The organism is Roseateles sp. SL47 (assembly GCF_026625885.1).
Taxonomy (GTDB): domain Bacteria; phylum Pseudomonadota; class Gammaproteobacteria; order Burkholderiales; family Burkholderiaceae_C; genus Roseateles.
In genome coordinates this window covers 2839337-2865098 of record NZ_CP113068.1, presented here as the reverse complement: position 1 = coordinate 2865098, position 25762 = coordinate 2839337, and the positions used below count along the sequence as shown (strand labels likewise).

Sequence of the window (25762 nt, the reverse complement as noted above, 5' to 3'; positions counted from 1 at the left end):
CTGGGGGTCAGGCGCGGCGACAATGACTGCGACCGAATGTAACCGTGCGGCTCCAACCCCTCCGCTCCCATGCTTGATTTCTCTTGTCTGACTCACTACGACTGGCTCGACGTGCCAATGTGGGTCTACGACCAGGAGCGCCTTCGCAACCTGTGGGCGAATGCCGCCGCATTGAGTTTCTGGCGCGCCGACAGCGCCGAAGAATTCCTCTCCCGCGATCTCACCGACACCAGCCCGGCCGTGGTTCAACGCCTGGCGGTGGCCGCTGCCGACCATGCCCAGAACAAGGTGGTGCGGGAGCAGTGGACGCTCTACCCCAAAGGCCAGCCCAGCACGGTGATGCTGGTCTCGCGCGGCATCCGGACCCCGGACAAGCGCCAGGTGATGCTGTTTGCTGCCGATTCGCTGGTGAGCGGCGTGGACAAGAGCCTGCTGCGCGGCGTGGAAGCGCTGCAGCACACATCCGTGCGGATCGCGGTGTTCTCCCTGAGAGACGGCAGTGTGCTGATGCGCAACCCGGCCGCGGCCATGTGCTTCAACGGCCTGCGCAAGACGATTGGCGCGACCGACTTCAGCGCGATGTTCCCCGACCCTGACCTGGCGCGCCGTATCGTGACGCAGGTGCGTGGTGGGCAGACCTTCGGCGCCGAGCTGGAACTGCACACGGCCAACGGACGCCGTTGGCATGCGGTGGATGCCCGCCCCATGCGGGACCCGGTGAGCGGCGAGGTGGTGCTGCAGCTCAATGCCCGCGACATCAGCGACTTCAAGGCCACCCAGGCGCAGCTGGAAGCAGCGCGTGAAGCGGCGGAGGCCGCGAGCCAGGCCAAGAGTTCCTTCCTGGCCAACATGAGCCATGAGATCCGCACCCCGATGAACGGTGTGCTGGGCCTGACCGAGCTGGTGCTGCAGACCGAGTTGAATGAGCGCCAGCGCAAGTTCATTGAGCTGGCCCACAGCTCGGCCAAGGGCCTGATGGTCATCATCAATGACCTGCTGGACATTGCCAAGATTGAAGCCGGCCGGGTCATCATCGACCAGGCCCCGTTCAGCCTGCACGACTGCCTGCGTGAAGCCCTGCATCCGCTGCTACTGCAGGCCCATGAAAAGGGCCTGCAGCTGCACGCCCGCATCCAGCCCGGTGTGCCGCAGCATCTGCTGGGTGATGCCCTGCGGCTGCGTCAGATCCTGGTGAACCTGGTGGGCAATGCCCTCAAGTTCACCGAGAAGGGCGAAGTCCGGGTGGAGATCGAACGGGCCGCGTCCAGCGAGGGCGGCCTGGGCGGCCCGCTGCGGCTGCGCATCGCCGTGCATGACACCGGCATCGGCATGACGCCGGAGCAGATCGCCCAGATCTTCAGCCCCTTCACCCAGGCAGATGGCAGCATCACCCGCCGCTACGGCGGCACCGGCCTGGGCCTGACCATCGTCAAGCGCCTGGTGGAGTTGATGGGGGGCGAGGTGCAGGTGGAAAGCCAGCAGGGCGCCGGGTCCTGCTTCAGCTTTGAAGTCCGACTGGCCCAGCCCGTGGTGCTGGACGAGGTGGTTCGCACCGAAACCGTCGACCTGCCCGTGGAGGAGTCCGATGCGGACACCGACAGCGACGGCATGGCCGCCACAGTGCCGGCCAGCCTGGATGAACTGCCGACCACCGTAGGCATGACCCGCATCAGCACGCCGCCGTCGGCGGTGGAAGATCCGCTCGCGGCGGACACCGTGGCCGCCGATTTCGACGACGTGCCGCCGGTGCTGCTGGGGCGTCAGCAGACGGCCTGAGGCCGCTGGGCCAAGCCCTCAGTCCTGCCCTCAGTCCAGCAGCAACACACCAGCCCCCGTGGTGTTGCGGCTTTCCATCTCGCGGTGGGCCTGCTGCACATCCTCCAGCGCATAGCGCTGCTCCACGTCGATCTTCACCTGTCCGCTGCCCACCACCTGGAACAGGTCGTCGGCCATTGCCTGGGTGGCTTCGCGCGAGCTGAGATGCTGGAACAGCGACGGACGTGTCAGGTACAGGCCCTTGGCCGACAGCGCGGTGATGGCCACCGGGGGCACCATGCCCGAGGCATTGCCAAAGCTCACCATCAGGCCAAAGGTGCGCAGGCAGGCCAAAGAACCTTCAAAGGTGCTGGCGCCGACCGAGTCGTAAACGACCTTGACGCCTTCGCCACCGGTCAACGCCTTGACCTGCTCGGCAAAGTTGTCGCGCTGGTAGTTGATGGCCACGGCGGCACCATGCTTCAACGCCAGTTCGCACTTGGCATCGCTGCCCGCCGTGGCAATCAGCTTCAGGCCCAGGGCCTTGGCCCACTGGCAGGCGATCAGGCCCACACCACCGGCGGCGGCATGGAACAGCACATGGTCGCCGGCCTGAAGCCCGCCCTGCGGCTGCGTCTTGCGCAGCAGGTACTGCACCGTGAGCCCCTTGAGCATCATCGCCGCGCCCTGCTCGAAGCTCAGGCTGTCTGGCAGCCGGACCACGCATCGCGCCGGCATCACCCGGGCGGAGGCATAAGCGCCGATCGGCTGGCTGGCGTAGGCCACACGGTCGCCCGCACGGAGATGGGTCACCCCCTCCCCCACCGCCTCCACGATACCGGCGCCTTCCATGCCCAGGCCGGAAGGCATGGGGATGTTGTAGACACCGCTGCGCTGGTAGATGTCGATGAAGTTCAGTCCGGCGGCCTTCTGCCGCAGGCGGATCTCACCCGGGCCCGGGTCGCCCACCTCCACCGAATGCACCTGCATCACTTCCGGCCCTCCGGCCTGGTTCAGACGTATGGCGCGTTCACTCATGGGTTTCTCCTGTGGATGATCAGAACGTCCCTGGGTAGGCCCCGCCATCCAGCAGGATGTTCTGGCCCGTCAGGTAACCGGCGTGGGCGCTGCAGATCATGGCGCACACGGCACCGAATTCTGCGGCGCTGCCAAAGCGGCGGGCCGGGATGTGACCCATGCGGGCATCCCGCACCTTTTCCAGCGGCTGACCCGACTTGTCGGCGCCGGCCGCCAGCGTCTTCTGCAGGCGTTCCGTGTCAAAGGCGCCGGGCAGCAGGTTGTTGAGGGTGACGTTGCGGCTGGCCAGTTGCGGCTGACGGGCCAGCCCGGCCACAAAACCGGTCAGTCCGCTGCGGGCGCCGTTGGAGAGGCCCAGCACATCGATGGGGGCCTTCACCGCGCCCGACGTGATGTTGACGATGCGGCCAAAGCCTCGCTCGGCCATGCCGTCCACCGTGGCCTTGATCAGCTCGATCGGTGTGAGCATGTTGGCCTCCAGCGCGGACAGCCATTGCTCCCGCCCCCACTGCCGGAAATCCCCCGGCGGCGGGCCGCCCGCGTTGTTCACCAGAATGTCCACCTGCGGACAGGCCTTCAGCGCCGCGACGCGACCTTCCTCGGTGGTGATGTCGCCCACCACGGCCACCACCTGCACCTGCGGGTGGCGCCCGCGCAGACGGGCAGCCTGCGCCTGCAGCGCCTCTTCCCCACGGGCCGTGATCACGATGTTGACGCCTTCGGCCACCAGGGCTTCGGCACAACCAGCCCCCAGCCCCTTGGAAGCTGCACACACCAGGGCCCAGCGGCCCGAGAGTCCCAAATCCATCTTGTTCTCCTGCGTTGCTTGCGCGTCAGTATCGGGGAGACGGAAAAAGCCTATGGGCTTCGGGCGCATGGGTGGGCGCTGCGCGCGTTCCACCGCCCTGTGGCAAAAACGCCGCCCTGGCCTGTCCCCTGGCTTGTCCCCTCCAGCGTGAATACTGCACAGTTGTTACGAATGCCTGAGCACCTTGCCCAAAATAGTCTCAAGACGATTCGTTACAGGTCGATCATCCCCTGACCGGCCCAGTACCGCTCAGCAACACACGAGCACCCATCCGTAGAGGCCGGCAGACAAGAACGACGGGAGCCACTGGCCGAAGAGCCGGATCAGACTCCCCTGCGAGAGGGAACCTGGTGATGAGGTACACAGAAAGCATCGCCGCCAGCGCACAGGCGCTGCGGACCGCGTTGCCGTTGATGTCGCGCCAGCGTGCGGCGCTGCATCCGGTGAGTTACGCGGTGTGGTACGAGCATGTGGTCAACATGAATGCGGCCCTGAGCCGCGAGTTGCTCACGCTCACCAAGGAGGGCTGCAGCCTGGACGAGGCACAGACCTGGTCGCTCTACAGGCGCTATATCGCCGAGCTGGATGAGGACCGCGCGCTGCATCTCTCCCGCGAGGTGGGGGACGTGCTGGGGGGCGTAACGGACTGCGCCGAGCGGGCCGACCAGCAAGTGCATCACTATGCGGGCGCGCTGCAGCGTTGGCTGGACGCCCTGGCCCATGCCGCCCCGGGGCAGCACACCCAGGTGCTGGCGGCGGCGCTGCAAGGCACACAGGACATGCAGTCGGCCATTGGTGGCCTGATGGCGCGGCTGGCCTTGAGTCGCGAGGAAGTGGCCCGCCTGCGCCAGGAGGTGCAGCGGGCCCGCAGCGAAGCGCTGCTGGACCCGTTGACCGGTCTGGGCAACCGCCGCGCCTTCGAGAAGGCCCTGGCCGGCTGCCTGCGCAGCCCGGACGCGGGCACGCCGGTGGCCCCCTGCCTGGTGCTGGGGGACATTGATGATTTCGGGACGCTGCGCCAGCAGTTGAACAACACGCAGTTGGAGGATGTGGTGCATCAGGTGGCCACGGCGGTGCGCAGCGTGGCCCAGAGCCATCATGTGGCGGTACGCCTGGAAGAGCATGCGTTTGCGCTGCTGTTGCCGGATGCCGGCCTGCATGAAGCACATCAGGTGGCCGAGCAATGGCGCCACGGGGCCGCGCAGGTGCGCCCGGATGACAGCCACCGCATCAGCCTCTCCGTGGGGGTGACGCAACTGGGGCGGGAAGAATCGGCCCGGGATTTCGTGATGCGGGCACATCAGGCCTTGTCGGCATCGCGGGCCCAGGGCCGCAACCGGGTGACGGTGCTGTCGGCGGATGAGCGTTTCGCCGCATGAGCGGCAGCGGCCCGCGTCGTCATAATCAAGCCCATCCACCCTTTCTGCACTGGAAGGCTGTTGTGTCACTGATCCGACGCTCGCTGCGCAATGCCGTGATGCTGGCTCTGCTGGTGGGCCTGCTGCTGCCCACTGCCGCCGTGCTGCTGTATGAGCAGCAACTCAGCCGACAGACGGTGATGGAAGACCTTCGGCGGGATCTGAACCGGGCGACGGAGGTGCTGGCGCTGTCCCTGGCGGAACCCATCTGGCAGGTGTCGCCGGATCTGGCCGAGCCGATGGTGAAAGCGCAGGTGGATGACCCGCGCTTTGTCTCGGTATCGGTGACGGAGACCGCCGCTCAGCAGGCCTTCATCGAATTCCATCGGGCTGGCGGCGATGAACGGCTGACCCTGAGCGACACCCGATCCGTCCTGCGGGATGGGCGGGAGATTGCCAAGCTGACGGTGGTGATGAGCGCAGAGCCGCTGATCGCGCGCAAACGGCTGGAGCTATGGAACATGCTGTGGCGCAGCCTGCTGACCCTGACGCTGTCGCTGGGGCTGATTCTGGTGGTGCTGCAGCGACGGGTGCTGCATCCGATGGCCCGGCTGTCCCACGCGGCCGATGAACTGGCGGTGGGCCAGCTGGACAAGCCTCTGGAACTGGGGGGTGAAGACGAGATTGCCCGCGTGGGCAAGGCCATGGAGCGCATGCGTTTGGCCCTGCTCAAGGCCTTTGACGACCTGCGCGGCCATGCCTCCACCTTGGAGGAACAGGTGGCACAGCGCACCTATGAGTTGACCGAGGCCAACGCGGAAGTGACGCAGGCCCTGGCCAATCTCAAGACGGCGCAGCGGGAGCTGGTGGAATCGGAAAAACTCGCGTCCTTGGGGCGCTTGGTCGCGGGCGTGGCCCATGAGCTGAACACGCCACTGGGCAATGCGCTGACGGTGGTGTCCGCCCTGGAAGACCGCTGGAACAAGCTGGACCGCATGCTCTCCGACAACACGCCGATGCGGCGCAGCCAGTTGGAAGATCTGGTCAAGGACACGCGCCGTGGCCAGGACATCCTGCATCGCAATGTGCAGAAGGCGGCGGACCTGGTGCGGGACTTCAAACAGGTCGCCATCGACCAGACCAGCGACACCCGACGCGAGTTTGAACTGGCGCAGGTGGTGGAGGACGTGCTGGTGATGGTGGAGCCCAGCTTCAAACACACGCCCTACCGCATCCGCACAGAACTCGAAACCTCGCTGCGCATGAGCAGCTACCCGGGTGCGCTCGGACAGGTGCTGACCAATTTGCTGATGAACACGCTGGTGCATGCCTTCGAAGGGCGCGACCACGGGCAGGTGCTGGTGCGCTGCGCCCGCATCAACGACCAGGAAGTGGAACTGCTGGTGCAGGACGATGGGCGGGGCATGGACCCGTCGGTCGTGCGGCGCATCTACGACCCGTTCTTCACCACCAAGTTGGGCAAGGGCGGGTCGGGGCTGGGCATGCACATCGTGCACAACATCGTGACGAATGTGCTGGGCGGTCAGATCGAGGTGGTAAGCCAGAACGGCGAAGGCACCCGTATGCAGATGCGTCTGCCGGTGCAGGCACCGCTACGGGCGCATGGGGAGGACCTGGCGCGGAGCGAATGAGCCGATGCGCTGCGGTCAGCGCGCGGTGAGCGGTTGGCCTCCCACCGCGACTGGCTGCCGCGCCCCGGTTTTATTGCGATGCGCCCGACGCTGCAGGCACAGCGGCCGACGCGGCTGCCATCGCGGCGGAGGCCGCATCCGAAGCGGAAGCACTCAAGGGCGCGGCGCTGGCGGACGTCTCTGCGTGGCCACCGGTGACGTCATGCTTCTCACCCGTCATGTCGATATTGCCGCCGCTGCGCATCAGCACAAACAGCGCCAGACCGGCAAAAACGATGAATCCAAGGACGAGTTTCCACATGGTGTCTGAGTCTCCTGATGAATGAGCAATGATTGTTTGCAGGCCATTCTTGACGGGCTTGCTGACACGAGGCTGAGGGACACCCACCGACCAATCTCATTCAGCCTCAGCAAGTTCAACAGGCTCGGCGGGCCCGATGAGCACAGCGATCCAACAACAACGGCCCCGAAGGGCCGTTGTCTTTGGGGAAGCGCAGTGGCGCGCTGTCTCGCTCAGTCGCGGGCGTAGATATCGACGTCCTTGGTCTCACGCACAAACAGCAGACCGATCACCAGGGTCAGGGCTGCCACACCGATGGGATACCAAAGGCCGTGATAGATGTTGCCGTTCTGCGCCACCATCGCAAAGCTGATGGACGGCAGCAGGCCACCGAACCAGCCATTGCCGATGTGATAAGGCAGGCTCATCGAGGTGTAGCGGATGCGGGTGGGGAACAGCTCCACCAGCATCGCTGCGATCGGCCCATAAACCATCGTCACATACAGCACCAGCAGGCTCAGGATGGCGACGGTCAGCGCGGTATTGATCTTGGCCGGATCGGCCTTGGTCGGGTAACCGGCGGCCTTCATGGCCTCGCCCAGGTCCTTCTTGAACGCGGCGATCTTCTTGGCGCTGTCCTCGTCGAACTTGTGACCACCCGCCGTCAGCGAAGCGGAGGGCACGTCGATGACACGATCCCCCACCTTCACCTGGCCAGCGCCGGCCGCGCCGGAGACGGTCTCGTAGGTGGCCGCCGCCTGGGCCAGCGCACGCTTGGCGATGTCGCAAGGCGTGGTGAAGTCCACGTCACGCGCCACCGGGCTGCCCTGGAAGGAGCACTGATTCAGGTCGGTGGTCAGCGTGATCTGCGCCGTGGCCTGGGCACGGGCCAGGTCCGGGTTGGCGGCGTTGGTCAGCGCCTTGAACAGCGGGAAGTAGGTCAGGATGGCCAGCAGCAGACCCGCCATGATGATGGGCTTGCGGCCGATCTTGTCCGACAAGGTGCCGAAGATCACGAAGAACGGCGTACCGATCAGCAGGGCCACCGCCACCATGATGTTGGCAGCTGCGGCATCCACCTTCAGCACGCTGGTCATGAAGAACAGCGCATAGAACTGGCCCGTGTACCAGACCACGCCCTGACCGGCGACCAGGCCGAACAGCGCCAGCAGCACGATCTTCAGGTTCTTCCATTGGCCGAAGGATTCGGACAGCGGCGCCTTGGAGGTCTTGCCTTCCGACTTCATCTTCTGGAAGGCCGGCGATTCATTCATCGACAGGCGGATCCAGACGCTGATGCCCAGCAGCAGGATGGACACCACGAAAGGAATACGCCAGCCCCAGGCCGCGAACGTGGCCTCCCCCAGCAGTGTGCGGGTGGACAGGATCACGATCAGCGACAGGAACAGGCCCAGCGTGGCGGTGGTCTGGATCCACGAGGTGTAAGCCCCACGCTTGCCGTGCGGCGCGTGTTCGGCCACATAGGTGGCGGCACCACCGTATTCACCGCCCAGCGCCAGGCCTTGCAGCAGACGCAGACCGACCAGGATCACCGCTGCGGCGGGCCCGATGGTGTCGTAGGTGGGAAGCACACCGACGATGAAGGTGGACAGGCCCATGATCAGGATGGTCACCAGGAAGGTGTACTTGCGTCCGATCATGTCGCCCAGCCGGCCGAACACCAGTGCGCCGAACGGGCGCACGATGAAGCCGGCCGCAAAAGCCATCAGCGACGCAATGAACTGCGCCGTGGGATCCAGCCCCGTGAAGAACTGCTTGCCGATGATGGCGGCCAGGGATCCGTAGAGATAGAAGTCGTACCACTCGAATACCGTGCCGAGCGACGAGGCGAAGATGACTTTCTTCTCCTCCGCGGTCATCGGCGCGCTGGTGCTGACTGCACTTGCAGTTGCCATGGGGTTGTCTCCTCGTTGTCACCAAGAATCACCGACCGGGGATTCTTGAGAGGTGACTATCCAGCGCCGCTCTGACCTCTGTCTGACGCGATGCTTTCCTCTGGCTGACAAACCCGGTGACAACCCTGAGGTCGCATTTCTTGATGCGGAATTTCAGCCCATGTGCAGTGCAGCAGAGGGTATGTCCTAGATCGCTGCGAAGGCCCCCTGCAAAGGACTTAGTCGAGCGCAGTGCCCGAGTTCCATCCCTCACCTGGGCAAGACGGTCGTCTCCGCGAGCCAAGGAGGAAAGGAATTTCCCCCTGGCCGATCCCCACGTCATTGAGCTCTCGATGGCCCATGGACGACAGCTCACAAGCGCCGCGTGGCTGGCTCCGCGAGCAGAGCCGCCTGATCAGCGAGGACAAGACGGCGCGCCCCCGTCGCAGTTTCTGAATCGTCATGTTCATGGCTTGAAGGACGGAGTACACAAAGCCTCCAGTCCCGATCGACCGCCACCTGCCCGAGACCCCATGGCCGCTGCCGTGGCGCGATGTTTCCAGTGTAAACATAAAACGCAAGCATAGCGACGGACTCCCAAAATTTTCTACTGCGCTGACCCAACGGCGCTTGATGTCGACTTTGTTGCCAAGGATTACCGCTCCGAGGAACGTGAATTCCATCACCGCTTCGGGCCAACATCGCCGGGCAAGCAAAAAACCCGGTTGCAGCGATGTTTACAATGACAACATTGAATCCTCTTTTTGAGAATTCACCGTGAAGAGACATCCGATCGCGGGGATGATCGATCCCGCCCGGGAATAAACCAAACCAAAAATCACATGAAAATTAAAGATCTAAAAATTGGCTATCGGCTGGCCATCGGGTTTTCAATGGCCATCCTGCTGACCGTCCTGATCAGCATACTGGCTTACAACAAAATTTCCCTGGTCAACGAATCCACCAAGGATCTTGCACAAAACAATCTGGTCTCAGTGCAATTACTTGGTGAATATCGAGCAGCGTTGAATCAAATCCGGCGATTTGAGTTGCAGCATGCCCTTACCGATTCCGAAGAAGACCAGAAGCGCTTTGAAGAGCAAATGGCCACGTCCTGGCAAAGTCTGAGTGACGCATGGCGGAAATATGACCAGACGCCCACGACTGCTGTGGAAGACGCGCTCAAGGTCAAAATCGAGGAACTGAGGTCGAAATACCAATCCGATCAGGCGCCGCTGCTGGAGGTATCTCGCCGGTCCTCCGGATTGACGCCCGAACTGCAGGCCGCACTGCAACGCTCCGGGCAGGCCTTTACCGACATCCTCAAGATGGTCAAAGACGACGTCCAAATCCAGGCAGACCAGGCCGCTCTGAATTTTCAGGAGTCGCAGAAGGCCTATGAAGACACCCGTCTGATTCTTCTGACCGCCACCCTGGCGACCATCGCGGTCAGCGTGGCCGTGGCCTTCTACATCACCCTGAGCATCACTCGCCCTGTGGCATCGGCGCTCAGCCTGAGCCAAGCCGTGGCTCAAGGCGATCTGACCGTCTCTATCGACGTGCACTCCGGTGACGAAGTGGGGCGGCTTTGCGGGTCTCTGGCTGACATGGTTCACCGCCTGAGAACCATCGTGACGGATGTTCGGATGGGCGTGGAGTCCGTCAGCACTGCCGCCAGTCAGATTGCGGTGGGTAATGCCGACCTGAGTCAGCGCACCGAAGAACAAGCCTCCAATCTCCAGCAAACTGCCGCATCGATGGAGCAGTTGACCGGCACCGTTCAGCAAACGGCAGAGACCGCCTCCACAGCGGCGACTCTTTCACACTCGGCCCAGTCGGCTGCGGTGGAAGGGGCCCAGATCGTCAGTGAAGTCGTTTCCACCATGGACGACATCCAGACCAGTTCCAGAAAGATCTCCGACATCATCACGATGATCGACGGCATTGCTTTTCAGACCAACATCCTGGCGCTGAACGCGGCGGTGGAAGCGGCCCGTGCCGGTGAGCAGGGGCGAGGCTTTGCCGTGGTGGCGGCGGAAGTGCGAAGCCTGGCACAACGCAGTGCGGGTGCTGCCAAGGAAATCAAGCATCTCGTTCAGCAGTGTCTGGAAACCATTGACACGGGTGCAGACCGCGTTTCCAAGGCCGGACAAACCATGGGCGATATCGAGAGCCAGATCGTCCGTGTAGCCAGCTTTATTCACGAGATCAGTTCCGCCACGAAGGAGCAATCGTCGGGCATTCAACAGGTGGGCCAGGCCGTCATGCAACTGGATCAGGTGACCCAGCAAAATGCCGCATTGGTTGAAGAATCTGCAGCCGCTGCAGAAAGTCTCCAACATCAAGCCGTCCAACTGTCGAAGGCCGTCGCAGCGTTTCGACTGGGCGCGGACGAAACGCGGGCCGATTCCACCGTGTCTGAACATGGCCCACGCGTGAACGCCGGCCGGCCGGGCTCACGGGCATCGGCCAGCAAGCCCGCAGTGGACCTTGCCGCTACCACCAACGCATGGAGCTCGTTCTAAGGTCTTCGCCGTCCCACCCCGCCTCACCGGTCTCAAACCGCCGGTGACGCCGCGATGCCGTCCAGGAAGATGTCCAACGTTTTCTCGGCATAGGTCATCCATTCCGCCTCCGATGGATTCGGCAGTTGCAGCAGCCGTTGACCCAGCAGAGTGGCCAAGCCATGAACCATGGCCCAACAGGCATGGGCAAGCGGCTCCAGAGGAACATGTCGGAAGACGCCCAACTGCTGGCCTTCGGCGATGACCCCCTCAAGGAGCCCAAACAGTTGCCCACCGGCCGCTTTCAGCGCCTCGGAGGCTTGGCTGTGCGCCGCGTAAGCGAACATGTGCGCCAGCCCCTGGGGGCGCGAAAGACCAAACCTGACATAGGCCAGTCCCAGTTCCCGCAGACGGTCCAGGGGCGGCTCTGGCTTTACTGCGATCGCATGCCCTGCGCGCAGCAATTCTTCGAATCCCTGCAGCGCCACGGCGTCCAGCAGTGCATGCTTATCCTGAAAATGCCGATAAGCCGCCGTGTGAGACACGCCCACGGCTTTGGCCATCTCCCGCATTGACAGTTCGGCCAGCTCCCCGCTTTCGAGGCGAGCGCACGCGTATTTCAAGAGCTGCGCCTTGAGTTCGCCGTAGTGGTAGCTGGTTTTCATAGATCTGAGGGGGCGAGGACCGCCTCGCGAATGCAAGGGCCAAACTGCCGCCAAAAAAAGGCGGCCGAATAGTTTAACGGCCCCTCGCCATCGGCGACGGATCGTCACTCAGGACCCGTCACCATCCGGCGAATGCCCCCGCCCTGCGCCACAAGTTGACAGTGGAAACATTGGCTCCGAGAATGGACGCCGTGACAGTTCCGGCGTTGGCTCCCCTGCATTTGCTGCTCCTGATGGGCATGGGCGCTGTAGTGGCGCATCTCACGGCTCGCTGGCTCAAGATGCCGTTGAATCTGAAGAGCGCGATGCGCTGGGGCATGGGCATGAGTTTTTTCATCACTGGCTTGGACCACTTTCTCAGCGCAGACCGTCATTCGCTGGCCCTGATTCCCGATGCTCTGGCCGCGCATGACCGCCTCTGGGTGCATTTGGCGGGCGTCGCCGAGTTGCTGGGTGGCTTGGCGCTGGTGCTGCCGATGCGCTTCTACCGTCGCACGGGTGTGCCCAACCTGCAGATCCCGGCGGGTCTCGGCCTGATGGTGATGCTGGCGAGCCTGTTGCTGGCTCACCTGCATGCGCTCGCTCGCAGCCTGTCGTCACTGGCGCCGCCGATGGATGCCTGGACGCGCTGGAGTCGGGTCTTGCTGCCAACCATGCTCATCGGTTGGGGACTTTACGCCTTGGACCTGAGGCCGCGTCATCAACACACGATACAGGAGTAAGCCATGGACCCCCAGATCATCCACGCCCTGCTGGCCTGGACTCACCACCTCTGCGCATTCGCCTTGCTGGCCGTCCTGCTGGCCGAATGGTGTCTGACCGCTCAGGATCTTGATGCCACCGGTTTGCGCCACCTTGGCCGCCTGGATCTCGCCTATGGCGCCCTGGCCGGTGCCATGGTGGTGGCCGGTGTCGCTCGATTGATTTGGGGCGGCAAGGGCTGGACGTTTTATTCCGGCAACCCCTTGTTCTGGACCAAGCTGGTCTTGTTTGGTGTGATGGGGCTGCTCTCCGTCGTGCCCACACTGCGCATCTTGCGCTGGCGGCGTCTGGCAAGACCGCTGAAGGCCGCCGAGATGCAGTCATCCCGGCGTTGGATGACCGCGCAGTTGTTGCTGGCGCCCCCACTTATTCTGATGGCTGCACTGATGGCCCGGGGCATCGGACATTGAGGCCCACAGGCGCTGGCGCGTGTGAGGGAGCGTCGCGCGGTCGCTTGAGAGTCCGCGCCGCGCTAGCGCCTCACAGAGCGTGCCGCGCTCGCTAGCGCGCCTGAGCTAGCACGGTGCCCGCCCGCCCCCAGTCCGGGCCGTCGAACCACGGGTCTCCGTCAATGCGTGCGGCCACCATGTCCAGCGCGTCCAGGCCCCAGAAGAGCTGGTCGCCGACGGCGATGGTGGGCACGCCAAACACCCCCCGCGCCACGGCGGCATCGGTGGCTTCGCGCAGCGCGGCTTTGACGGTGTCGCTGGCCGGGTCTTGCTGAGGGGCCAGGCTTTCGACCAGTTGCTGCACGCGTGTGGGGTCGGCGGCGTCCAGACCGCCCCGCCAGACATGGTGGAACACCGTCTCCACGGCCCAGCAGTTGGGCGTGTGGCCCGGCTCGGCCGTCGCCCAGAGCAATCGCAGCAGCGGCAAAGGATTAAACGGATGCAGTGCCGGCAGTTCCAACGGCACCTCCAGCCGCTGCCCCAGCCACAGCACATGGCGATAGAGCCAGTCGCGTTTGTGGGGCAGCTCCGCCGGCCCCTTGGTGCCATGTGCCTTGAGCACGGCACCGAGGAACACCGGGAGGTAGCGCACGGCCACGCTGCGCCCGGCCAGCACCTGCGGAAGACGCTCGAACGCGAGCGCGGCATAGGGGGAGATGGGATCGAAAAAGAAGTCGAGGGTCGTCATGGCAGCACTCCATGCGCTTGCAGCAACTCGCGCCGTGGCGGCAGCCGTTCGAGGATGCGGATACGCTCCGCATCCGCTGCCTGGCTCCACGCGGCAATCTCACCGATGGTGCGCGCACAGCCCATGCACAAGCCGGTGGCTTCATGCATCTTGCAGATGTTGATGCAGGGCGATGCCACGCGCCCCTCGGGCGTGCGGGGGACGTTCGCAGCGGGCACGGTCATGACTGCATGACCTCCACGACGGGAGCCCCTGTGAGACTGACCAATTGCTGCGGGGTCATCTGGAACACGCCATTCGGATGACCGGCGGCGGCCCAGATGATGTCGAAGCGGAACAGGCTTTCATCGATGAACAGCTGCGGTGCGGCGGCACCATCCGCAGGTGCAAAGCCCAATGGGGAGACGCCGCCGATCGAGAACCCCGTGCGGGCCTTCACAAAGTCGGCATCCGCACGGCCCAGCGGGCCGGTGTGCGTCTGCAGCTTGCGTTCATCAACACGGCGGTCCCAGGCTGCAATCACCAGCACGGCCGATTCATCGCCCTTGCGGCGGAACACAACGCTCTTGGCAATCTGTCCCAGGGCCACCCCCAGCACATCTGCCGCCTCCTGGGCGCTGCGGGCAGAGCTGGTGAGCCACACCGGCGCATGGGCATGGGCCTGAGCCGACAAGGCCGCGCGCACGCGCTCGAAACCTTCGGATCGGATCTCCGGCGTGGTGGTGGTGGCCGCTACAGGGTTGCTTGTAGGCATGGAAGGGGCATTCATGCTTGGCATTGTGCCGCCGGACAGTCCGGGGTGCTCAGGCACGGTCTGTCGCCAAGGTGTCATGGCATCAGGGCGTCAGGGCGTCAGGGCGTCATGGCGAGTCGCGATGCGCGCCAGGCAGGGGCTGGGTGAACGTGAACGTGAACGTTGACGCAGGACCTGTGCGAGATCTTTGCGCGCTTGATCAGCGAAGTGTTCCATTGCGAGGCCGAGATCCTGCGGCTGGGCAGCCGGGTGGCCAACACCCGCATGGCGTTGACCGATGATCAGGGGCGCTTGCTGTCCACGGGGGCAGCTGCCTCTATCGTGTCCTGATCTGCGGCGTCTTTGGCCTTCGTGGACACTGTGTCCACGAAGGCTGGGTCGTTCACGGCGGTCACGCGGTAGACACAGCGGCGCGCTCCGGCCAACAGATGCTCGGTGCGCTCCACCCTCACGCCCGGCCCCAGGCACTGCCTGAACAGCGCAAGCTCCGAGCGACAGAAGCCCTGGCAGTTGCTGGCCGCTGCGCAGATGGGGCAATGATCTTCCACCAACAGCCAGTCGCTCCCCACCTGCTCGGCGCGGGCCATGTAGCCCTCTTCGGCCCGCAACCGGGCGAGGTCATTCACTCGCTCGGCAAGGCTCTGGCATTGCGCGAGTTCGGCGGCATATCGGCGTTCACACGCCTGCTCACGGGCGGTGATGAGCTGGTCCAGGCCGGTGTCACCAAACAGGGCGCGGGCCTGCTGGATCAGTTGAAGCGTCAGGTCCGCATGACGATCCGGAAAGCGGCCGTGCCCTGCGGCGGTCAACCCCCAGCGCTTGCAGGGTCGCCCCACACGTCCGGACGTCTGTCCCCCGTCCCGCACCTCCACCAGACCCAGCGCCTCCAGCCGCCCCAGCAACTTGTGGGCCCCCATGGGCGTGATGGCCAGGCTGGCGGCCAATGTGGCGGCTGATTGCGGGCCACGACTCTTCAGTTCAAACAGCAGGCGATCTTCGTTGTCCGTGGGCAGGTCTGCGCTCATGAGTGCTTCCTCGCAAAGCGGATAAAGCCCAGCGCCGCCACCAGGCAGGTACAGCCCCCCAGCAGCATGATCCAGCGCGCCGACCACATGCCCAGACCACCGCCGATGAGCGCGATGAGCGTGTTGGACAGGCAGAACACCGTGGTGAGCAGACCCATCACGCGGCCTTGCCCGTACGCCGCAAAACGTTCAGACATCCACGCCGGCATCAATGCGTTGTAGAAGGACAGGGGCACCCCCAGCAGCGGAATCAGCGCCAGGCCCATCCACGACGGTGCCAGGCTCAGGGCCAGCAGCCCCACCGACGCCACCACCGCAAAACGGGCGGCGCGCCGCAGCGGCGTCGGGCCGGACCCAATGCGCGCCGCCAGCACGCTGGCAGCCGTCATGGCCGCACATTGGATCGCAGTGACCAGGGCGATGCCCCGGCTGTCCAGACCCGCCTGCTGCACCATCCACAAGGGGGCGAATTCATACAGCGCATTCACACCCAGCGTGTAGGCCATCTGCAGCGCGGCCAGGTGGCGCAACACCGGATCGGAAAGAAGGCCCAACGACTGCTGACGGCGCATCGCCCCAAGCCATGAGGTGGCCGGAGGGCTTGCACTTCCCGGTGCTGATCGAGCCGTGGGCCGATCATCCGGAAGGCCCATCAGCAACAGGGCCAGGCACGGCACCAGGATGGCGGCAGACACCATGAAGGGGAGCGCTTCACCAAGCGGCAGCGTGAGCCCACCGAGCAGCGGGCCAACCAACCAGCCGATGTAGAGACTGGCATTGAGCCACGCGAAACTGCGGGTGCGATCCAGTTGCGGATGCCAATCGGCCAGCAGGGCCCGCACCACGGCCACATTGCCCTCCGTCAAACCGGTGACGAAGCGGGACAGCACAAACAACGGATAGTTGCGATGGGCCAGCGCCAAAGCGCTGAGCCCATAGCTGATCAGTGTGGCGGTGATGGTGATGCTCAAGACCCGGCGACGCCCGTAGCGGTCGGACATCGCGCCGACAAACAGGCTGCCGACAAGAATGCCGGCCGGATTCACCGCGAGCGCCAATCCCATCAACAGCTCGGGCGCCAGGCCGGCAAAGTGGGTGAAGCCGTCCACCGGGCCGCCGACGAAGATCGGCGCCAGGATCGGATAGGGCAATGCCACGCCGGCGGTGCTCATCAGCGCCAACGCGCAGACGGCCCAGAGCAGCAGTTGGGGATGACGCAGGGAGACGGATGGAGTGGTGGTGCCGGCGGCGCCAGGCTTCGACGGGTGGGGGGTATCCGCTGCGGCGCTCATGCTTCGCCTCGCATTGCAGGCGGCTGATCCTGCTGATGCGGCTGATCCTGCTGATGCTGCTGCTTCTGCTGCGCCTGCGGATGCTGCTGGACGCTTGAAGGCGGCTGAATCGGCAGCCCCGCGGGCCCGGGTGGCCCTTTGAGTTCCAGGGTGTTGCCATCCGGATCAAAGAGGTAAAGCGACGGCCCCTCCCCCTCAGCACCATACCGGGAGCCGTAGGTGTCCATCTGCACGCCCTGGCTGACCAGCCAGCCACGCAGCGCGGGTTCATCCAGGGTCGTGACCCGCAGACAAAAGTGATCCATGTTGCGGCCCTCTGCACCAGGCCCCTCACCGCCCATGCGGCCCAGCTTGCCGTCCAGCGTGACCAAGTCGATCAATTGGGCCCCGGCACGCAACTGCACCAGGCCGATCTCATCCTGCCGCCGCTCCACCGTACACCCAAGCAGGTCCACATAAAAGTGCAGCGCGACCGACAGGTCGCGAACGCGAAGCACCAGATGGTCGAGGCCCTGGATGGTGATCATGGGGAATGCCTTGTGAGATCCTGCGAAGGTGCTGCGAAGGTTCTGCGAAGTTCGTGAAAGATGGTTCGCTACCATCTTCTCCGATTCGAGCCATTTAATAAACAAATCGTTTATTAACTATGAGGACCGAAGGGAAACAAGTACACAGGACACAGGACAATGGCGGCATGACTTTCCGAGCCCTCCCCCTTCCTGATGACGTTCCGGGCCGTCTCTGGCTGCATTCCATGCCGGGGCGTCGAGAGCCATGGGCAGATTTTCTGGATGAGGCGCGTCAACAGCGCCTGAATCTGGTGGTGTGCCTCAACCCGCTGGACGAAGTGGCCGAGCTGTCGCCGGCCTACTTCAAGGCGATCAAGGAGGGGTGTCTGCCCTTCCGCTGGATGCATCTGCCAATGCTGAACTTCGGGCTGGCATCGGAGGCCTCCGCATTCCGGCAAGGCGTGGACCAACTGGCCCACGGCCTGCGGCTGGGCGACCGAGGGCTGGTGCATTGCGCCGCTGGCATGGGCCGCACCGGCACCATGGCGGCGTGTGTGCTCAAGCGATTGGGCGACAGCGCGGACTCCGCCGTGAAGGCGGTGCGTGCGGCCGGGTCGAATCCGCAGTCGGCGGTGCAGTCCGGCTGGATTGAGAAGTTCTGATTCGAGCGGGGGATGGCCCGCCGTTGCGCAAGTCCGTCACTGCGCAGGTCAGTCGCTGCGTCAGGCCGTCACCGCGTCAGGCCATCACGCCCAATGGCCGTGACGCCTTCCATCGCCCACGCGTGAAGTCCGGGAAGTCCTTCGCATTCCCCCGGTCGGCCACCGACTCGCAAGACAGCGGCAACACCGCCGACCAGGTCGCCGCGTCATACACATCCTGATCCATCGGCAGGCCTTGGCGCAGGTTGTAGATGACCCGCCACAGCATGACGAAGTCCATCCCCCCGGCGCCCCCCTGCTGCGCCTGCGTGCCCAATTGCTTCCAGACCGGATGGTCAAAGCGGTCGAACCAGGGCTTCATGTCGGTGTCCCACTCGCGGGAGGCTTCACGTCCGCCCGTCGGCGTCATGAGCTTGCGGCCGTCCATCATCTCGATGGCGATGCGGTCGGGGAAGCCGCTGAACACCCCATTAGTACCCACCACCGTGTTCAGCCGCGAATACGGCCGCGGCGTGCTGGTGTCATGTTGCAGCAGGACGGTGCGGCCGGAGGCGCACTTGATCACGCTGGTGTTCACATCCCCGGTGATGAACGGCAGCCGGGCATGCGGGTGGCCTGCCGGCAGTTCCCGGTTGGCATAGGCCGCCAAGCCGCGCGCATTGGAACTCTGCGAGTTCAGGTATTCAAAGCGATCACCGCGCTGAATGTTGAAGTATTGGGCAATCGGGCCAAGGCCATGCGTCGGATAGAGGTTGCCGTTGTGCTGGGTGTAGCGCAGCGTACGCCAGGAGCCAGGACCGCGCGCCACCTCCTTGAGCTGCTGACGCAGGTCATGGAAATAGGCACCTTCCGCATGCACCAGCTCGCCAAACAGCCCCTGACGGATCATGTTCAGCAGCATCATCTCCTCGCGGCCGTAGCAGCAGCTCTCCAGCATCATGCAATGGCGCTGGGTGGCCTCGGCGGTGTCCACCAGCAGCCAGCCTTCGTTGACCGTCAGCGCTGCAGGCGTTTCCACAAACACATGCTTGCCGGATTTCATCGCCGCCACGGCCATCGGTGTGTGCAGCTCCCAGGGCGTGGCAATGAACACGGCATCCACGTCCGTGCGGGCAATCAAGCGCTCCCAGGCGCCGGAACTGCCGGTGATGACCTCGGGCCTGGTGCCTCTGGCCTGGCTGATCAGACCCAGCGTCTTGTCAATGGCCTGCGGGTCGGTATCTGCAATGGCGGTGATGCGGGCACCTTCGATCCGGCCCAGCGTCTGCGCCAGTTCACCGCCGCGCTGCCCGACACCGATCATGCCGATCCGCACTTCATTCAGGGCGGGCACTTTCAGGCCCTGCACGCTCTTGTTGCCGGTGGGCAGTGGGGCCAGCGGCCCGCCCGAGGCACAGCCGGCCAGCGCCGTGGTAGCGCCTGTGCTGAGCAGGCTGCCCAGCAGGCGGCGGCGGTCGGGTTGGTCGGGCCGGTCCTGGTCTTCCATCGTGCGCATCTCCGCGTTCAGTGCCGCGCGATGATACGGGCCCCGCGACAATCCCCCCATGTCTCACGCCCTTCCTCTGATGCATGTGGACGCACAACGCATCATCATTCACAAACCTTCCGGCCTGCTGGCGGTGCCCGGCCGTGGCGAAGACAAGCAGGATTGCGCCTGGCATCGTGTGCAGGTCGAGTTCCCCGAAGCGCTGGTGGTGCACCGGCTGGACCAGGCCACCTCCGGCCTGCTGGTCTTTGCACGCACGCAAGCCATGCAACGTGCCCTGAGCGACGCCTTTGCGCAGCGGCTGGTGGCCAAGCGGTATGAAGCGGTGGTGGCCGGCCTGGTGGCCGAGGACCGCTTCGACATCAACCTGCCGCTGATCGCCGATTGGCCCAACCGGCCACGTCAGAGGGTGGACCATGCGCGCGGCAAACCGAGCCTGACCCGTGTGTCGGTGGTGAGCCGTGATGCGGCCGCTGATCACACCCGTTTGTGGCTGGAGCCGGTCACCGGGCGCTCGCATCAGTTGCGGGTGCACCTGCTGGCCATCGGACACCCCATTCTGGGCGACGCACTTTATGCGCCCGCCCCTGCCCTGACGCAGGCGCCGCGTTTGCTGCTGCATGCGCGGGACCTGACGCTGCCTGCCTTGCTCGGCGAGCCCGCGCTCACGCTGCACTGTCCCGTTGAATTTTGAGGAGTCTGTCTGGTGAATTCCGTTCACAACGTTTCTGCTGCTTCCACAGCACCATCCACCGCGCCATCCACCACGTCGTCCGCCGCATCTTTGCCCTCCAGCGCAGGCGCGCTCGACCCTGCCTCCAGCGCGGCCGGTCAGACGCTCACCTTCATCACGGGCAGCTCCCGCGGCCTGGGTGAAGCCCTGGCCCGCGAATGCCTGCAGGCCGGCCATCAGGTGATTGGCATTGCCCGGGGCCGCAGCGAGGCGCTGGAGCAGTTCGCCCGGCAGAACGGCCACTCGCTGCAGCAATGGCAGGCCGATCTGGCCGAGCCGTTGGTGATCGCCCGGCACCTGGGCGACTGGCTGCGCACCCAGCCCGCGGACTGGGCATCGGTGAACCTCATCAACAACGCCGGTGTGATCCCCGCCCCGGGGCCGACGGAAGCCCAGACGCTGGAGGTGTTGTCCAGCGCACTGCGGGTGGGACTGGAAGCCACCCTGCTGATCAGTGCGGCCTTCCTGGACGCCACCGGCCATTGGGTGGGTCACCGCCGCATCCTCAATATCTCGTCGGGACTTGGCCGCCGGGCCATGGCCGGCTTGGCCGTCTATTGCGCGGCCAAAGCGGGCATGGACAACCTGAGCCGGGCCATGGCGCTGGATGAAGAGGTCAAGGCCAGCCAGGGCCGCCCATCCGCGCGGGTGGTGTCGCTGGCGCCGGGCATCATCAACACCGACATGCAGGCGACGATCCGGGGCGGCGGGCCCGAGGGTTTCCCGGATCGGGACCGGTTTGTGGCCTTCGAAACCGAAGGCCAACTCGCCAGCGCTGCCGACACGGCGTGCAAGGTGCTGGCCTGGCTGTCCAGACAAGACTTCGGCCAGCAGGTGCTGGCCGATGTCAGGGATGCGTGAGGTGTGGGGTGTGAGGTGTGAGCGCGCTGACCGTCCCTGAGGCGGCGGCCTGAAGACGACTGCGGGCGCGTCTTCCGCGCTGGGTCAGCCCAGCATGTTCGCCGCGCGCAGCAGCCCCATCAGCAGCATCCACAGCACCACGGACCGCCACACCAGCCCCACAACGCTCTGCAGGTGGCCGAGTTGGGGCGGCTGCCCGCCCGTGGACCCTTCGGCGCGGGTGGAGTCCATGTCACCCCCGGCTTCAAAGGTCTTGCTGCGGTCGGGGGTGACGCCGGGCGCCGCACTGCCGCCCAGTTGCACCCCGACGGCGCCTGCCGCTGCGGCCAGGATGATGCCTTCGTTGCTGTGCGCCCACAGGGCGGCGTCACGTCGCCAGCCGTTCACTGCTTCCTCGAAGTTGCCAACAATGGCAAAGCCGGTGGCCGTCAGGCGCGCGGGCACGTGGTCGATCAGGCCGAATAAACGGCGGGACAGCTGCATCAGGCGCTCATTGGTGGGCGCATCCAGCGTGCGGTTCTTGAAGGCCCAATACCGGCCTGCAAACTCCGCCATGCGGTAGAGCACTGCACCCGCCGGGCCCAGGCCCAGGGCCGAGAGCAGCACAAACCAGAAGAACACGCCGAACACGTGCCGATGAGCGGCCAGCAGCGAATGCTCCACCACATGCCGCAGCAGTTCGGTGCGGGGCAGCTCGCTGGCGTCCAGGTGACGCCATTCCGCCAGCAGGCGACGGGCTTCCAGCTCGTCGCCCCGCTCCAGGGCATCGCGGATGTCGGTGAAGTAGTGGCTGAACTGCCGAAAGCCGAGGGTCAGATACAGCACCAGCACGTCCAGCACCAGCGACAGCACAAGGCTGTAGCGATGCAGCAGCATCGCCAGCAGGCCGACCAGCAGCGCCGGGCCCACCACGGTGATGGACCAGACCACGGCCGCATGGTGCGACCGTCCGGCATCGAAATTCCGCCCTGTCCAGCGCACCCAGGCAATCATGCCCTGGTGGACCGGATTGCCATGCGGCAGAGGCTTGAGCTGCTCGCAAATCAGGGCGAGCAAGACCGCTATGAGGTTCATGGCCCGGGATGATAGCGGCCCCACACGGAATCGAGCCGGATTCAGGCCAGCAGGAAGCGATACAGATTGCGAAGCATGGCGGCCGTCGCCCCCCAGATGAAGAATTCGCGCGGGGATAGCGGCGCTTCCCCGGGGCTGACCGCAAGACCTGTCCCTGACCAAGGCATGGAAAGGAACTGGCGTTGGCCACCCTCCCATTCAAACCGATGGCGTTGGTGGTGGGCCGGATTCATCAGAAAACTCAGCGGCACTTCAAACGCCTCGGCCACTTCGACGGCATCGAGCCGCAGCTCGAAGTCCGGCTGCACCAGGGCCACCACCGGCGTGACTTCAAAGGCCGTGACCGTGCGGTACAGCGGCAACTGGCCCAGGATGTCGATGGACGGGGATTCCAGCCCAATCTCCTCCTGCGCCTCCCGCAGGGCCGTCCGCTCCGGTGAGCCGTCTTCCGGCTCTGCCCGCCCCCCGGGGAAGCTGATCTGGCCCGCATGGTCCCGCAAATGGGCGGTGCGCTGGGTGAGCAGCACGGCCAGCCCCTGGGCCCGTTGCACCAGCGGGATCAGCACGGCGGCCTGGGTCGGTGCGCGGTCGGTGAACACCCCGCCATCACCAGGGATTTCAGGGTCGAACGGCGGAGGCCGAAGGAAACGTTCACGCAGGGCGTCCGCCGTGAGGTGCTCGGCCGGGACGGCGGGCAGATGGGCATCGGTACCGATGATCGGGACCCGCCAGGGTTCCTTGATGGGAGGACGGTTCGACAGCGTGGACATGAAAAAGCGGGGGGCAGCGCTACAGAGTATGCCGGGAATGAAAAAACCGCTCCGAGGCGAGGCCTTGGAGCGGTTTTCTGGCACAGGCTGACACCTGTGCGGGGGAGCGGCCGTGACTCGGTGAATCAGGCCAGCTTTTCCTTGATACGAGCCGACTTGCCCGAGCGCTGGCGCAGGTAGTACAGCTTGGCGCGACGGACGTCACCGCGGCGCTTCACTTCGATCGAAGCGATCAGGGGGCTGTAGGTCTGGAACGTACGCTCAACGCCTTCGCCGCTGGAGATCTTGCGGACGATGAAGTTGGAGTTCAGGCCACGGTTGCGCTTGGCAATCACGACGCCTTCGTAGGCCTGCACCCGCTTGCGGGTACCTTCCACCACGTTGACGTTGACGATCACGGTGTCGCCAGGACCAAACGAGGGGATGGTCTTGTTCAGGCGAGCAATTTCTTCTTGCTCGAGGATCTGGATCAGGTTCACAAATAGCTCCTTGTGATCGTGCCCGCGCAAATGCGTTGTCAGACGGTGAAGACGCTGGCCGGGGCCACCGCTTCTGTCTGGGGTGATGTCTGCAAAGGCTCATCCATGAAAACCATGCAAACCATGCAAACCATGCAAACAATACACCCATGTAGGCCCGAAGAATTCGATGGCCTGGCCGGACAGAGGATCGGGAAAACGCGAGATTATAGACGGGGTTTGAAGGCCGTCAAACCCTTGGCAGGCTGGACAAAAAGGCTTCGTCCTTGCGACTGAGCTTTCCGTCACGCCGGGCGGCTTCGATCAGGTCCGGGCGGCGCTGCTGGGTCAGGGCCAGCGAGCGTTCACGGCGCCAGCGGGCAATCTCGGCATGGTGGCCGGAAAGCAGCACCGGCGGCACCGGCTGGCTGCCGTTCACCGTCTCCAACACCTCGGGGCGGCTGTAATGCGGGCAATCCAGCAGACCGTCGGAGAAGCTGTCCTGTTGGTGGGAGGCAGCGTCGTTCAGCACGCCCTCCTGCAGGCGGGTCACCGCGTCCAGCATGGCCAATGCGGGGAGTTCACCGCCGGAGAGCACAAAGTCACCCAGGCTGATTTCCATCGTCACATGACGGTCGAGGAAGCGCTGATCGATGCCCTCATAACGGCCACAAAGCACGATGGCGCCAGGGCCGGCAGCGAGTTCGCGCACCAGCGCCTGGTCCATGCGGCGGCCCGTGGGGCTGAAATAGATCACGGCGGGCGGGGGGGCTGATGATGTTGCGGCAACGCGGTCCGCTCGCACGGCGGCCATCGCCCGCTCCAGGGGCTCGACCAGCATCACCATGCCGGGGCCGCCACCGTAGGGGCGGTCATCCACACGGCGGTAGTTGTCCTCGGCAAAGTCGCGCAGGGGCCACAGGCGCACGTCCACCTGCCGGCTCTCGAACGCACGCCGCGTCACACCCACCCGCAGGAAGGGCTCAAAGAGCTCGGGGAACAGGGTGACGACGTCAAATCGCATGGTGTGGGGGCCAGAATCAGGCCGCAGTGTGCCCGCAAGCGTGCCGGGCTGCTGACAAGGACGATGCCGGGGCCGTGCCCCGGGAGCCGACTCAGTAGTCCAGGCCCCAATCCACCGTGATGCGGCGGCCTGGCATGTCCACATCGTCCACATACGCCGAGACGAAGGGGATGAGGATTTCCTGTTCAGGCTTGACCGGCGGGGTCAGGCCAGGCGGCACGATGCGCAGCACACAGTGCGGGCCGGTATCGATCAGGTCCTGCACATCCCCCAGCGTCTGGCCTTCCCGGTTGACGACGGTCAAACCGATCAGGTCGATCCAGTAATATTCATCCGGATCGGGCTCTGGGAAGGTGGAGCGGGACACAAAGATGCGCGCGCCCTTGAGCGCTTCGGCCGCACTGCGGTCCGACACGCCTTCGGCCTGGGCGACGATGCCGTCGCCATGGTCACGCACCGAGAGAATCTTGAGGACCGGCGGGACGGACGCCCCGGCCGAGGGGACACCTGGGCGAGGCGCACCGTTCACCCGTTCGCTCGGTTTCATGAACCAGCGGCGGGAATTGAACAGTGCGTCGGCATCGGCGGAATGGGACAGGATCTTGATCCAGCCCTTGATGCCCCAGGCGTCCAGTACGCGCCCGACTTCGATGGCATCCTCCGGCATGGCCGTGGACCGGTCATCGAGCAATTCGGGAGCGTTCTTCATTGACGTGTGTCAGTGGTGCAGCAACTCAGGCGGCAGCGGCGGGAGCCACGGCAGCCTTCTTGGACACGTCCACCAGACGAGCCACGGAGGGCGACAGCTGTGCGCCGACGCCCACCCAGTAGGAGACGCGGTCTTGTGCCACGCGCAGCGATTCGGCAGCGCCGGAAGCCACGGGGTTGTAGAAGCCCACGCGCTCGATGAAACGGCCATCGCGGCGGTTGCGGCTGTCGGTCACCACGATGTTGTAGAACGGACGCTTCTTGGAGCCGCCGCGGGAGAGTCGAATCACGACCATGATCAATCCTTCAGTGTTCTAGCGTTCCACCGCACCAGGGAGACACACAGGGGCAAGCAGATCAGGGGGCAGAGTTTTCGGTACGGGACGCGTGTGAGGTGCTGGACCGTCTTGCCGCGCGAAAACTCCAAAAAATCCAAAGTGGCACCGTAGATACGCCAACAGCCGTCAAGAAGATCCCCGTAGCGGTAGCATGTCTGCATTCCTGCATCCTTGCTCCCCTGCGGAAGTCCCCCCAACAAACACCTCACACCTG

Annotated in this window: 26 protein-coding genes and 1 pseudogene; 9 read left to right on the top strand and 18 right to left on the bottom strand. The window is 64.8% G+C overall.

All coding sequences use genetic code 11. The annotated features are described in order from the left end of the window. Positions 1–69: 69 nt before the first annotated feature. Complete coding sequence (locus OU995_RS12540; protein ID WP_267835882.1) at positions 70–1776, top strand: hybrid sensor histidine kinase/response regulator; 1707 nt, start codon at positions 70–72, stop codon at positions 1774–1776. A gap of 30 nt (positions 1777–1806) precedes the next feature. Here OU995_RS12540 and OU995_RS12535 read toward each other — a convergent pair whose 3' ends face one another. Both OU995_RS12535 and OU995_RS12530 read right to left on the bottom strand, forming a co-directional pair. After that, complete coding sequence (locus OU995_RS12535; protein WP_267835881.1) at positions 1807–2793, bottom strand: quinone oxidoreductase family protein; 987 nt, start codon at positions 2791–2793, stop codon at positions 1807–1809. A 19-nt stretch (positions 2794–2812) separates the two neighbouring features. Beyond that, complete coding sequence (locus tag OU995_RS12530; protein WP_267835880.1) at positions 2813–3601, bottom strand: SDR family oxidoreductase; 789 nt, start codon at positions 3599–3601, stop codon at positions 2813–2815. A gap of 353 nt (positions 3602–3954) precedes the next feature. On the opposite strand from OU995_RS12530, the gene OU995_RS12525 reads away from it, so the two are divergent. Together OU995_RS12525 and OU995_RS12520 are read left to right on the top strand one after the other, a co-directional pair. Further along, entirely contained in the window at positions 3955–4980 is a 1026-nt protein-coding gene (locus tag OU995_RS12525) for a GGDEF domain-containing protein (protein WP_267835879.1), read from the top strand. Between the two features lie 62 nt (positions 4981–5042). After that, positions 5043–6611, top strand: coding sequence for a sensor histidine kinase (locus tag OU995_RS12520; RefSeq protein WP_267835878.1), 1569 nt, complete (start codon positions 5043–5045; stop codon positions 6609–6611). Between the two features lie 70 nt (positions 6612–6681). Here OU995_RS12520 and OU995_RS12515 read toward each other — a convergent pair whose 3' ends face one another. Continuing rightward, entirely contained in the window at positions 6682–6912 is a 231-nt protein-coding gene (locus OU995_RS12515; protein ID WP_267835877.1) for a hypothetical protein, read from the bottom strand. A 212-nt stretch (positions 6913–7124) separates the two neighbouring features. Continuing rightward, on the bottom strand, positions 7125–8807 hold the full coding sequence (locus tag OU995_RS12510; protein ID WP_267835876.1) for an MFS transporter: 1683 nt from the start codon (positions 8805–8807) through the stop codon (positions 7125–7127). A gap of 821 nt (positions 8808–9628) precedes the next feature. On the opposite strand from OU995_RS12510, the gene OU995_RS12505 reads away from it, so the two are divergent. Continuing rightward, entirely contained in the window at positions 9629–11311 is a 1683-nt protein-coding gene (locus OU995_RS12505) for a methyl-accepting chemotaxis protein (protein WP_267835875.1), read from the top strand. Positions 11312–11343: 32 nt separating this feature from the next. On the opposite strand, the gene OU995_RS12500 is transcribed toward OU995_RS12505, so the two are convergent. Next, on the bottom strand, positions 11344–11955 hold the full coding sequence (locus OU995_RS12500; protein ID WP_267835874.1) for a TetR/AcrR family transcriptional regulator: 612 nt from the start codon (positions 11953–11955) through the stop codon (positions 11344–11346). Between the two features lie 191 nt (positions 11956–12146). Here OU995_RS12500 and OU995_RS12495 point away from each other — a divergent pair, with 191 nt between their 5' ends. Together OU995_RS12495 and OU995_RS12490 are read left to right on the top strand one after the other, a co-directional pair. Further along, the gene (locus OU995_RS12495; RefSeq protein WP_267835873.1) at positions 12147–12677 is read left to right on the top strand and encodes a hypothetical protein; all 531 of its coding nucleotides are present in this window, start codon (positions 12147–12149) and stop codon (positions 12675–12677) included. A 3-nt stretch (positions 12678–12680) separates the two neighbouring features. After that, positions 12681–13127, top strand: coding sequence for a DUF2214 family protein (locus OU995_RS12490; RefSeq protein ID WP_267835872.1), 447 nt, complete (start codon positions 12681–12683; stop codon positions 13125–13127). A 91-nt stretch (positions 13128–13218) separates the two neighbouring features. Here OU995_RS12490 and OU995_RS12485 read toward each other — a convergent pair whose 3' ends face one another. The 6 genes and pseudogenes from OU995_RS12485 to OU995_RS12455 form a co-directional block, all read right to left on the bottom strand. After that, positions 13219–13854: a 2-hydroxychromene-2-carboxylate isomerase gene (locus OU995_RS12485; protein ID WP_267835871.1), complete on the bottom strand. Its 636-nt coding sequence runs from the start codon at positions 13852–13854 to the stop codon at positions 13219–13221. Further along, on the bottom strand, positions 13851–14078 hold the full coding sequence (locus tag OU995_RS12480) for a DUF1289 domain-containing protein (protein WP_267835870.1): 228 nt from the start codon (positions 14076–14078) through the stop codon (positions 13851–13853). Before OU995_RS12480 ends, OU995_RS12485 begins: the two co-directional genes overlap by 4 nt. After that, positions 14075–14608, bottom strand: a complete 534-nt coding sequence (locus tag OU995_RS12475; protein ID WP_267835869.1) for a YbaK/EbsC family protein — start codon at positions 14606–14608, stop codon at positions 14075–14077. Before OU995_RS12475 ends, OU995_RS12480 begins: the two co-directional genes overlap by 4 nt. Positions 14609–14889: 281 nt before the next feature. Then, positions 14890–15633, bottom strand: coding sequence for a helix-turn-helix transcriptional regulator (locus tag OU995_RS12465; protein WP_267835868.1), 744 nt, complete (start codon positions 15631–15633; stop codon positions 14890–14892). Continuing rightward, entirely contained in the window at positions 15630–16925 is a 1296-nt protein-coding gene (locus OU995_RS12460) for an MFS transporter (RefSeq protein WP_267835867.1), read from the bottom strand. The genes OU995_RS12465 and OU995_RS12460 overlap by 4 nt, the downstream gene beginning before the upstream one ends. Positions 16926–17047: 122 nt before the next feature. Then, positions 17048–17452, bottom strand: a pseudogene (locus OU995_RS12455) (VOC family protein); the annotation flags it as partial. A 167-nt stretch (positions 17453–17619) separates the two neighbouring features. On the opposite strand from OU995_RS12455, the gene OU995_RS12450 reads away from it, so the two are divergent. Beyond that, the gene (locus OU995_RS12450; RefSeq protein ID WP_267835866.1) at positions 17620–18096 is read left to right on the top strand and encodes a protein-tyrosine phosphatase family protein; all 477 of its coding nucleotides are present in this window, start codon (positions 17620–17622) and stop codon (positions 18094–18096) included. A 76-nt stretch (positions 18097–18172) separates the two neighbouring features. Here OU995_RS12450 and OU995_RS12445 read toward each other — a convergent pair whose 3' ends face one another. Beyond that, positions 18173–19582, bottom strand: coding sequence for a Gfo/Idh/MocA family protein (locus tag OU995_RS12445; RefSeq protein WP_267835865.1), 1410 nt, complete (start codon positions 19580–19582; stop codon positions 18173–18175). 58 nt (positions 19583–19640) lie between these two features. Between OU995_RS12445 and OU995_RS12440 the strand changes: the two genes are divergently transcribed. After that, positions 19641–20276, top strand: coding sequence for a pseudouridine synthase (locus OU995_RS12440; RefSeq protein ID WP_267835864.1), 636 nt, complete (start codon positions 19641–19643; stop codon positions 20274–20276). A 12-nt stretch (positions 20277–20288) separates the two neighbouring features. Then, positions 20289–21176: an SDR family NAD(P)-dependent oxidoreductase gene (locus OU995_RS12435; RefSeq protein ID WP_267835863.1), complete on the top strand. Its 888-nt coding sequence runs from the start codon at positions 20289–20291 to the stop codon at positions 21174–21176. An 84-nt stretch (positions 21177–21260) separates the two neighbouring features. Here the strand turns inward: OU995_RS12435 and OU995_RS12430 are convergent, their stop codons facing one another. The 6 genes from OU995_RS12430 to rpsP form a co-directional block, all read right to left on the bottom strand. Next, positions 21261–22250, bottom strand: coding sequence for a CobD/CbiB family protein (locus OU995_RS12430; protein WP_267835861.1), 990 nt, complete (start codon positions 22248–22250; stop codon positions 21261–21263). 41 nt (positions 22251–22291) lie between these two features. Then, positions 22292–23020: an NUDIX hydrolase gene (locus OU995_RS12425; RefSeq protein WP_267835859.1), complete on the bottom strand. Its 729-nt coding sequence runs from the start codon at positions 23018–23020 to the stop codon at positions 22292–22294. 125 nt (positions 23021–23145) lie between these two features. Next, on the bottom strand, positions 23146–23499 hold the full coding sequence (gene rplS / locus OU995_RS12420; protein ID WP_267835858.1) for a 50S ribosomal protein L19: 354 nt from the start codon (positions 23497–23499) through the stop codon (positions 23146–23148). A gap of 229 nt (positions 23500–23728) precedes the next feature. Next, positions 23729–24502: a tRNA (guanosine(37)-N1)-methyltransferase TrmD gene (trmD, locus tag OU995_RS12415; protein ID WP_267835857.1), complete on the bottom strand. Its 774-nt coding sequence runs from the start codon at positions 24500–24502 to the stop codon at positions 23729–23731. A 91-nt stretch (positions 24503–24593) separates the two neighbouring features. Beyond that, complete coding sequence (gene rimM, locus OU995_RS12410; RefSeq protein WP_267835856.1) at positions 24594–25211, bottom strand: ribosome maturation factor RimM; 618 nt, start codon at positions 25209–25211, stop codon at positions 24594–24596. Between the two features lie 25 nt (positions 25212–25236). Continuing rightward, positions 25237–25506 (bottom strand): 30S ribosomal protein S16, encoded by a 270-nt coding sequence (gene rpsP, locus OU995_RS12405; RefSeq protein WP_267835855.1) that lies wholly within the window; start codon positions 25504–25506, stop codon positions 25237–25239. Positions 25507–25762: the final 256 nt, after the last annotated feature.